Origin of the sequence: Streptomyces sp. NPDC048349, from assembly GCF_040651925.1 — a bacterium.
Classification (GTDB): domain Bacteria; phylum Actinomycetota; class Actinomycetes; order Streptomycetales; family Streptomycetaceae; genus Streptomyces.
In genome coordinates this window covers 24,199-32,588 of record NZ_JBEZLA010000041.1, presented here as the reverse complement: position 1 = coordinate 32,588, position 8,390 = coordinate 24,199, and the positions used below count along the sequence as shown (strand labels likewise).

The window sequence follows — 8,390 nt, the reverse complement described above, 5'->3', positions numbered from 1 at the left end:
TCAACCTCGCCACCAGCACGTACGAGCTGGCGTACGACGACTCCCTCGTGCCGGGGGCCGCGGCGGGACGGGGCTCAGGTGCGGAACGGGCCCGTCACCTCGTAGGTGATGCCGCCCGACGAGCTGCCGCTCGTACCGCGCTGGCTGGAGAAGTAGAGCCGGTTGCCCGCGGGGGAGAAGGCCGGGCCGGTGATCTCCGAGGAGGACTGGCCGGTGATCCGCAGGAACGGCGCCACCACGTCGTCCGGGGTGATCACGCAGATCTCCATGCTGCCGCCGTCCTCGGCCACGTACAGGTCGCCGTACGAAGACCCGGTGACGTTGTCCACGCCCGTCAGCGGGGCCGCGCCGCCCGGCACGAGGGAGTCGTCGTACGCCAGCTCGTACGTGCTGGTGGCGAGGTTGAGCTGCCAGACGCGGTTGTCGCCCTTGGTGGTGAACCAGACGGTGTCGTTGGCGTAGTGGCAGCCCTCGCCGCCGTTGAACTTCTTCGAGGCGGAGACCTGGCTGCGGGTCGCGGTCGGCGAGCCGTCCGGGTCCGGGACGTTCTGCCAGGTGAAGGAGCCCGAGGTGGCCGTGCCGGCCACGAGGACCTGGAGGGTGCCCGAGGCGAGGTTGCCCCAGGTCGTCGGGACGAAGCGGTAGAAGCAGCCGTTCGTCTCGTCCTCGGTCAGGTAGATCACCTGGCGCACCGGGTCCGCCGCGGCCGCCTCGTGCTTGAAGCGGCCCATGGCCGGGCGCTGGACGGCCGCGTTCACGCCGTAGGGGTCGGTCTCGTAGACGTAGCCGAGGCTGACCTCCTCGCAGGACAGCCAGGTGTTCCACGGGGTCTTGCCGCCCGCGCAGTTCTGCCGGGTGTTGGACAGGATCCGGTGGGCGCCGATGACGGTGCCGGAGGAGTTGAACCGGACCGCGCTCGCGCCGCCGGAGGGGTTGATCTCCGAGTTCGACACGTAGATCCATCCCGTGCCGTCGGCGAAACACGCGCCGCCGTCCGGGGCGCTGTGCCAGGTGTACGAGGTGCCGCTGACGGTCTGGCCCGAGCGGGCGATCACCCGGCTGCTGAAGCCGGCCGGCAGCTGGATGCCGTTCGCGTCCGCCGCGCCGAGTGCTCCGTACGGTCCGGCGCCCGGCTGGGCGGGCGCCGCGTAGGCGGCGCCGTGCATCAGGGTGCCGCCGAAGGCGGCGGCCGACGAACCGATCACTGCGCCGCGCAGGAAGGTACGACGTTCCACGGTCACTCCTGTGGGAGGAAGGCCCCGCGGCCGGTCGGACGCGGGGTCGCACGCGTCGAGGAACCTAGGAGGCGCCAGTTGACGTGGCGCCAACTCCTCATTACGTCCGAGCGACCGGTCAGGTTCAATCCTCCAGCAGGGATTTCAGGGCACCCAGGCGCTCCTTCCAGAGGGCCTTGTGCACCTCCACCGCGTGCGGCTGCTGCCGCCGCCCCGGTCCACCGGCACGGGTGTGACCTCCGGCGGGACTTTCGCCCCTGGGAAGGGCTGCCATGGGGAAAGATGGTGGAGCAATGAGCCACTTCGCCGCCGCCGACGACATCGCGGGCCGCGCCGACCTCGACGTCGTGCTGCGCCGGTTCTACACCGCTGCCTTCGCCGATCCCCGGATCGGGCCCTTCTTCACCGAGATCGCCGGCACGGACCTCGAGGCCCACCTGCCGCGGATCACCGACTTCTGGGAGCGGGCCCTGTTCCGCACCGCCGCCTACCGGCGCGACGCCTTCGCCCCCCACGCGGCCCTGAACGCGGCGCGGGCGCTGACCGCCGCCGACTTCGGGCGCTGGGTCCAGCTGTGGCACGCGACCATCGACGGCCTGCACCGGGGTCCGAACGCAGAGCGGGCCAAGGCGCAGGGCGAGCGGATCGCGCTGGCCCTGCACAAGCGGCTCGCGGGCCCCGAGGCGTCGATGGAGGGCGAGGACGGCCTCGGTTTCGTCCCGCTGGCGGCAGTGGAGCTCCGCTCGGTGGCCTGACCTGCGGTTTCGTGCCGCAGGGCAGGGCCGGGAAGAAATCTCGAAAAAACTTCGGCGGCAGCGATGAGTTTCCTTCGGGCCCCCGGTCTACCCCTCGAAAGCAGCGAACGCCGCGCGAGAGAAGAGAGACCGAGATGTCCCAGCCCCAGATGATCTTCGTCAACCTGCCGGTCAAGGACCTGGACGCCGCCAAGGCCTTCTGGGAGAAGCTCGGCTACTCCTTCAACCCGCAGTTCACCGACGACACCGCCGCTTCCCTGGTGATCAGCGACACCATCTTCGCGATGCTGCTGACCGAGGCGAAGTTCAAGGAGTTCGCCACCAAGCCGGTCGCCGACGCCGCCAAGACCACCGAGGTGATGGTCGCCCTCAGCGCGGACAGCCGCGCCAAGGTCGACGAGGTCGTCGACGCCGCGCTCGCGGCCGGTGCCACCGAACCGCGGCCGGCCATCGACATGGGCTTCATGTACGGCCGCGCCTTCGAGGACCTGGACCACCACGTGTGGGAGTACGTCTGGATGGACCCGGCCGCCATCGAGGGTTGATGCCGGCTACGAGGTCGCGGCGGTCCGCACCGGGTAGGTCCGGACCGCCACCTCCTCGTCGTCCAGACAGCGCCCCGACTCCAGGTCGAAGCGCTGCTTGAGCAGCGGCGAGGCCACGAAGGGCCGGCCCGCCGCACTCCCCAGCAGCCCCCGCGACAGCACGTGCGCGCCCGTGAAGGGGTCCTGGTTGCCGATGGCGTACGGACGCCCCGCGCGGTCGACGAACACCGCGGCCTGACTCCCGTCGGGCAGCAGGGCCGCGACCCCGCGCCCGGGGACCAGCGCGGACAGCTCGCACACCGTCAGCCAGCCTTCGGCCACCCGCAGTTCGACGGTCATCGGACGGCTCCTCCTATGGTCAGGACGGCCAGGTCGGGCTTGACCTGGTCACGCTCGGGGACGAACTTCACGGTCGGGTCGGGTGCTCCGGGCGCGTTGACGAAGGACACGAACCGGCGCAGCCGCTCCGGGTCCTCGAGCGTCTCGGCCCATTCGTCGCGGTAGTGCGCCACGTGGTCGGCCATCAGGGCCTCCAGCTCCGCGCACAGCCCCAGCGAGTCGTGCACGACCACGTCCCGCAGGTGGGCCAGGCCGCCCTCCAGCCGCTCCAGCCAGGTCGAGGTCCGCTCCAGCCGGTCGGCGGTGCGGATGTAGAACATCAGGAACCGGTCGATCAGCCGGACCAGTTCCGCATCGGACAGGTCCTGCGCGAGGAGGTCGGCGTGGCGCGGGGTGGCCCCGCCGTTGCCGCCCACGTACAGGTTCCAGCCGCTCGCCGTCGCGATGACGCCGAAGTCCTTGCTCTGCGCCTCCGCGCACTCGCGGGCGCAACCGGAGACCGCCGACTTCAGCTTGTGCGGGGCGCGCAGGCCCCGGTAGCGCAGCTCCAGGTCGATGGCCATCCGCACGCTGTCCTGCACCCCGTAGCGGCACCAGGTCTGCCCCACGCAGGACTTCACCGTCCGCAGGGCCTTGCCGTACGCGTGCCCGGACTCGAACCCGGCGTCGACGAGCCGGGCCCAGATCCGCGGGAGCTGGTCCACGCTCGCGCCGAAGAGGTCGATCCGCTGACCACCGGTGATCTTCGTGTAGAGACCGAAGTCGCGGGCCACCTCGCCGATCACGATCAGCTTGTCCGGGGTGATCTCACCACCGGGAATGCGCGGCACCACCGAGTAGGAGCCGTTGCGCTGCATGTTCGCGAGGAAGTGGTCGTTGGTGTCCTGGAGCGCGGCCTGCTCCCCTTCCAGGACGTACCCGCTGGCGCCGACGCTCGGGGCGAGCGAGGCGATGATCGAGCCCACGGTGGGCTTGCACACCTCGCAACCGTCGCCGCCGCGGGCCTCCGGGCGGCCGTGGCCGTCCAGGAGCTCCTGGTACGAGACCAGCCGCCGGGTGCGGACGATCTCGTAGAGCTCGGCGCGGGTGAAGGGGAAGCAGCCGCACAGCCCCTTGTCGGCGGCCGCGGGCAGCAGCTGCCCGATGACCTTGACGCAGCTGCCGCAGCCGGTGCCCGCCTTGGTGCACTTCTTGACCTCGGGGAGCGTGGCGCAGGCGGTGATGGCCTTCTTGGTGACGTTGTGGCAGGAGCAGATCACCGCGTCGTCGGGGAGCGAGGACGGCCCGAGCGCGACGGGCGCGCCCAGACCGGCCGGCAGGACCAGCTGCTCGGGGGCGACGGGCGGCACGCTGCCGGTGAGCGGGCGCAGGAGGCCGTACGCGTCCGCGTCGCCGACCAGGACCCCGCCGAGCAGGACCCCGTCCGGGGAGACGACCAGCTTCTTGTAGACGCCGGAGCGGGAGTCGGACCAGACGACGTCCAGGCTGTCGGGGGCGCTGCCGTGCGCGTCGCCGAAGGAGGCCACGTCCACCCCGAGCAGCTTGAGCTTGGTGGACAGGTCGGCCCCGGTGAACTCCTTCTCCCGGCCCAGCAGGTCGTCGGCGGCGGTCTCGGCCATCTCGTAGCCGGGGGCGACCAGGCCGTAGACGCGGCCGTCGCAGGCCAGCGCGCACTCGCCGATGGCGTAGACGTGCGGGTCGGAGGTGCGGCAGCGGGAGTCGACCGCGATACCGCCGCGCTCGCCGACGTCCAGGCCCGCGTCCCGGGCCAGCTGGTCGCGGGGGCGGACACCGGCGGAAAAGACCACGAGGTCGGTCTCGACGGCAGAACCGTCGGAGAGCCGCATGCCGTTGACGCGGCCGTCCTCGCCGGTCAGCACCTCCTGGGTGCCGACACCGGTGTGGACGGTGAGGCCCATGGACTCGATGGTGCGCAGCAGCGCCGCGCCGCCGCCCTCGTCGACCTGCACGGGCATCAGGCGCGGCGCGAACTCCACCACGCGGGTGGCGAGTCCGAGCCCCTGGAGGGCGCCGGCGGCTTCGAGGCCGAGGAGGCCGCCACCGACGACCGCGCCGCTGGTGCGGCCCTTGGCGTACTCCTCGATGGCGAGGAGGTCCTCGATCGTGCGGTAGACGAAGCAGCCGGGGGCGTCCTTGCCCGGGACGGGCGGCACGAAGGGGAAGCTGCCGGTGGCCAGGACCAGGACGTCGTACGGGAACACCTGCCCGGAGCGCGAGGTGACGGTACGGGCGGCCCGGTCGATGGCCTCGGCCGGGTCGCCGAGGCGCAGGTCGATGCCGTGCTCCTGCATGAACCCGGGCGGGGTCATGGACAGGTCCTCGGCGGTGCTGCCGGAGAAGTACGAGGTCAGGTGGACGCGGTCGTAGGCGGGCCGGGGCTCCTCGCAGAGCACGGTGATCCGGTGGGACCGGGTCGCACCGCGCTCGGCGAGCGCCTCCAGGTAGCGCTGGCCGACCATGCCGTGCCCGATGAGCACGATCGCGGGCAGGGGCTCGGTCATGTCAGTGGCCTCCGTCGTCGGTGAGCAGGTGGAACAGGTCGAGGGGTGCCTCGTCGCCCTCCCAGGTGCGGGCGACGGCGCCCACGGTGGAGAGTTCGCCGAGCAGGACCCCGCCGACGAGGCGGTCGTCGCGCAGGACGACCGTCCGGTAGGTCCGCCGGGTGGCGTCGGCGAAGCGGACCACGTCGTCGCCGGGGCGGGGGGTCGTCTCGCCGAAGCAGGCGAGGTCGAAGGGGCCGGTTCCGGCGCCTCCGGGGGTGGTGAGGGTGAGGCGGGTGAGGGCGCGGGTGCCGCTGTACGCGGCGTCCGCGCCGTTGAGGACGTCGGCCAGGACGTCGGCCTGTTCCAGCGCGGCTCCCGCGAGCCCGTACACCTGGCCGTCGTGCTCGGCGCAGTCGCCGATGGCGTGGATCCGGGGGTCGCTGGTGCGCAGCCGGTCGTCGACCACGATGCCCTTGCGCACGTCGAGCCCCGCGGCCTGGGCGAGCCCGGTGCGGGGCCGTACGCCGCAGGCGAGCACGACGAGATCGGCGTCGAGCCGGTACCCGTCGGCGAGCTCGACCCCGCTGACCGTGCGGTGGCCCTGCGCACCGCGGCCGGGCGCCGCGGGCGACGTGGTCAGGCCGCGGACCCGGCATTCCGTGTGGATCTCGACGCCGAGCCCGGTCAGGTGTGCGTGCAGCAGGGCGGAGGCCTCGGCGTCCAGCTGGCGTTCCATCAGGCGGGCCGCCTGCTGCGCGAGGACCACCTGAGCACCCCGAGCGGCCAGCGCCCTGGCCGCCGAGACGCCCAGCAGGCCCCCGCCGATCACCACCGCCCGCACACCCGGCCGTACGGCCTGCGAGAGCGCCAGGCAGTCGTCCATCGTGCGGAACGCGTGCACCCCGTCCGGCAGTTCCCGCCCCTCGGGCTCGAACAGGCCCCGCAGCGGCGGCAGCACCGGGTTGGAGCCGGTCGCCAGGACCAGCGTGTCGTACGCCAGAGCCGCGCCGTCGTCGCAGTGGACCGTCCGGTCGGCGCGGTCGACGCGGACCGCACGCACTCCGCGGCGCAGCGCCGGACCGGCCGCCGGGAGCGCGGCCACCTCCGGCGCGTACCGGCCCGCCAGCACCTCGGCGAGCAGCACCCGGTTGTACGGAACGTGCTGCTCCTCGCCGAGTACGGTCACCGCCGCACCGCCGGCCAACCGCGCAGCGAGCCGCAGGCCCGCGAGGCCGCCGCCGATCACCACCACACGCTGCTTCGAGGTCATGCCCCGAGCGTGCGGGTCCGCTGTTTCCCCGCCGCATCGCTGTTGTTACCCGGACGGAACGCCGCCCTCAGCGCAGGGGATAGGCGTCCGTGAGGCCTTCCCGAAGGCCGCTTGTTCGCCACCGTCGCGCGCCTGACCGGCCCGCTCCGGGCGTGGCCCGGGCGGCTCCGGTCGCCCCGGACCGGGCGCCGGCCCGGCAAAGCTCAACCTTTGCGCAAGTTTCCGGGGATTGATGGATCCAGTCCCCGACAGGTCCATAGGGTCAGGTTGTGCCTGACATATCCCTGATCATGATCATCGTGCTGTGCGTGGCCGCGGCGGCGGCCGGCTGGATCGACGCGGTGGTGGGCGGCGGCGGCCTGCTGCTCCTCCCCGCCCTGCTGCTCGGCCTGCCGAACGCCCACCCCGCCACCGTGCTCGGCACCAACAAGGCCGTCGCCATCGTCGGTACGACCGGCGCGGCCGTGACGTATCTCCGCAGGGCCCCGGTGGACGTGAAGCTCGCCGTCCGCATCGGCCTCGCAGCCCTCGCCGGATCGATGGGCGGCGCCGCGCTGGCCGGCGGCATCAGCAAGGACGCGCTCCGCCCGCTGATCATGGTGGTGCTGGTGGTCGTCGCCGCCTTCGTGCTCTTGCGGCCCGCCTTCGGCACCGCCCCGAGCGCCTCGCCCGTCAGCAGGCAGCGGGTGCTGCTCGCCATCGCTCTCGCCGGCCTCGGCATCGGCTTCTACGACGGGCTCATCGGACCGGGCACCGGCACCTTCCTGGTGCTCGCACTGACCGCCTTGCTCCACCTCGACCTGGTCACCGCCTCCGCGACCGCCAAGATCGTCAACGTCTGCACCAACGCCGGGGCGCTCGTGATGTTCGCCTACCAGGGCATGGTGCTGTGGCAGCTGGCCGCGCTGATGGCCGCGTTCAACCTGGCCGGCGGCATGATCGGCGCCGGTATGGCCCTGAAGAAGGGCAGCGGCTTCGTCCGCGGCGTGCTGCTGACGGTGGTGGGCGCGCTCGTGGTCAAGCTCGGTTTCGAGCAATGGGGATAGGGGAGGCGGTGCGGCTCTAGTACGTCCCGGTGAGGTGGGCGAACACGACCACGTTGCCCCGGTAGCCCGTACGCGGCGAGAAGCCCCCGCCACAGGTGATCACCCGCAGCTCGGCGCGCGCCGAAGGACCGTACACGCGGGTGTCGGGAAAGGCCTTGGCGTCGTAGACCTCGACCGCGTGCACCGTGAACACGGCGGTACGGCCGTCGGCCCGCGGGATCTCGACGGCGGCCCCGCGGCGCAGGGCGCCCAGGTGGTAGAAGACCCCCGGCCCGGCGGCGTCGTCCACGTGCCCCGCGATGACGGCGGTGCCGGTGGCGCCCGGGGTGGTCCCGTCGCGGTACCAGCCGGCCAGGTCCCGCCGGCCGGGCGGCGGCACTTCGAGGCTGCCGCCCGGCTGCAGGCCGAGCCCGGTCAGCGGAGCGTCGACGTGGATCGCGGGGATCTTGATCCGGGTGGGCGGCGATCCGGGCAGCGGCGCGATGCCGGGGCCCGTGGCCCCGGCGGCGGTCAGCGCCTCGGCGGGGGAGGGCAGCGGGGGCCCGACGGGCTCCCGGGAGCCGCTGGTGACGAGCCAGATGCCGACACAGGCGGCGAGGGCCAGGAGGCCTCCGTGGCGGGCTCCGCGGAAATCGCCACCCATGCGTTCCCCCTCGGCTTTCCGTTTCGGGGTGACTGGCCGTCGCCCGGCCCCGC

8 protein-coding genes are annotated in these 8,390 nt (G+C 72.7%); 3 read left to right on the top strand and 5 right to left on the bottom strand.

The window, feature by feature from the left end; genetic code table 11:
- Window positions 1-74: 74 nt before the first annotated feature.
- A complete protein-coding gene (locus tag AB0D44_RS22225; RefSeq protein ID WP_362593676.1) occupies window positions 75-1,235 on the bottom strand; it encodes an alkaline phosphatase PhoX in 1,161 nt (386 codons plus the stop codon).
- Between the two features lie 293 nt (window positions 1,236-1,528).
- On the opposite strand from AB0D44_RS22225, the gene AB0D44_RS22220 reads away from it, so the two are divergent.
- Window positions 1,529-1,990 carry a group III truncated hemoglobin gene (locus AB0D44_RS22220; RefSeq protein WP_362593673.1) on the top strand — a complete coding sequence of 154 codons (462 nt, stop codon included), beginning with the start codon at window positions 1,529-1,531 and terminating at the stop codon, window positions 1,988-1,990.
- Window positions 1,991-2,124: 134 nt separating this feature from the next.
- The gene (locus AB0D44_RS22215; protein ID WP_362593671.1) at window positions 2,125-2,535 is read left to right on the top strand and encodes a VOC family protein; all 411 of its coding nucleotides are present in this window, start codon (window positions 2,125-2,127) and stop codon (window positions 2,533-2,535) included.
- Between the two features lie 6 nt (window positions 2,536-2,541).
- Here AB0D44_RS22215 and nirD read toward each other — a convergent pair whose 3' ends face one another.
- From nirD to AB0D44_RS22200, 3 genes are read right to left on the bottom strand one after another with little or no spacing between them, the layout of a single operon-like run.
- Window positions 2,542-2,874, bottom strand: coding sequence for a nitrite reductase small subunit NirD (gene nirD, locus AB0D44_RS22210; protein ID WP_069920199.1), 333 nt, complete (start codon window positions 2,872-2,874; stop codon window positions 2,542-2,544).
- Complete coding sequence (gene nirB / locus AB0D44_RS22205; protein WP_362593668.1) at window positions 2,871-5,396, bottom strand: nitrite reductase large subunit NirB; 2,526 nt, start codon at window positions 5,394-5,396, stop codon at window positions 2,871-2,873. The genes nirD and nirB overlap by 4 nt, the downstream gene beginning before the upstream one ends.
- Before the next feature lies 1 nt (window position 5,397).
- Window positions 5,398-6,648 (bottom strand): FAD-dependent oxidoreductase, encoded by a 1,251-nt coding sequence (locus AB0D44_RS22200; protein WP_362593665.1) that lies wholly within the window; start codon window positions 6,646-6,648, stop codon window positions 5,398-5,400.
- A 269-nt stretch (window positions 6,649-6,917) separates the two neighbouring features.
- Here AB0D44_RS22200 and AB0D44_RS22195 point away from each other — a divergent pair, with 269 nt between their 5' ends.
- Window positions 6,918-7,694, top strand: coding sequence for a TSUP family transporter (locus tag AB0D44_RS22195; protein WP_362593663.1), 777 nt, complete (start codon window positions 6,918-6,920; stop codon window positions 7,692-7,694).
- 16 nt (window positions 7,695-7,710) lie between these two features.
- On the opposite strand, the gene AB0D44_RS22190 is transcribed toward AB0D44_RS22195, so the two are convergent.
- Entirely contained in the window at window positions 7,711-8,337 is a 627-nt protein-coding gene (locus AB0D44_RS22190; protein ID WP_362593660.1) for a class F sortase, read from the bottom strand.
- Window positions 8,338-8,390 lie beyond the last annotated feature (53 nt).

What these genes read in the sequence shown, in the direction of transcription:
- AB0D44_RS22215 (WP_362593671.1), top strand. Translation starts at nt 2,125, where the DNA reads ATGTCCCAGCCCCAGATGATCTTCGTCAACCTGCCGGTCAAGGACCTG.
- AB0D44_RS22220 (WP_362593673.1), top strand. Translation starts at nt 1,529, where the DNA reads ATGAGCCACTTCGCCGCCGCCGACGACATCGCGGGCCGCGCCGACCTC.
- AB0D44_RS22190 (WP_362593660.1), bottom strand. Translation starts at nt 8,337, where the DNA reads ATGGGTGGCGATTTCCGCGGAGCCCGCCACGGAGGCCTCCTGGCCCTC.
- nirD (WP_069920199.1), bottom strand. Translation starts at nt 2,874, where the DNA reads ATGACCGTCGAACTGCGGGTGGCCGAAGGCTGGCTGACGGTGTGCGAG.
- AB0D44_RS22200 (WP_362593665.1), bottom strand. Translation starts at nt 6,648, where the DNA reads ATGACCTCGAAGCAGCGTGTGGTGGTGATCGGCGGCGGCCTCGCGGGC.
- nirB (WP_362593668.1), bottom strand. Translation starts at nt 5,396, where the DNA reads ATGACCGAGCCCCTGCCCGCGATCGTGCTCATCGGGCACGGCATGGTC.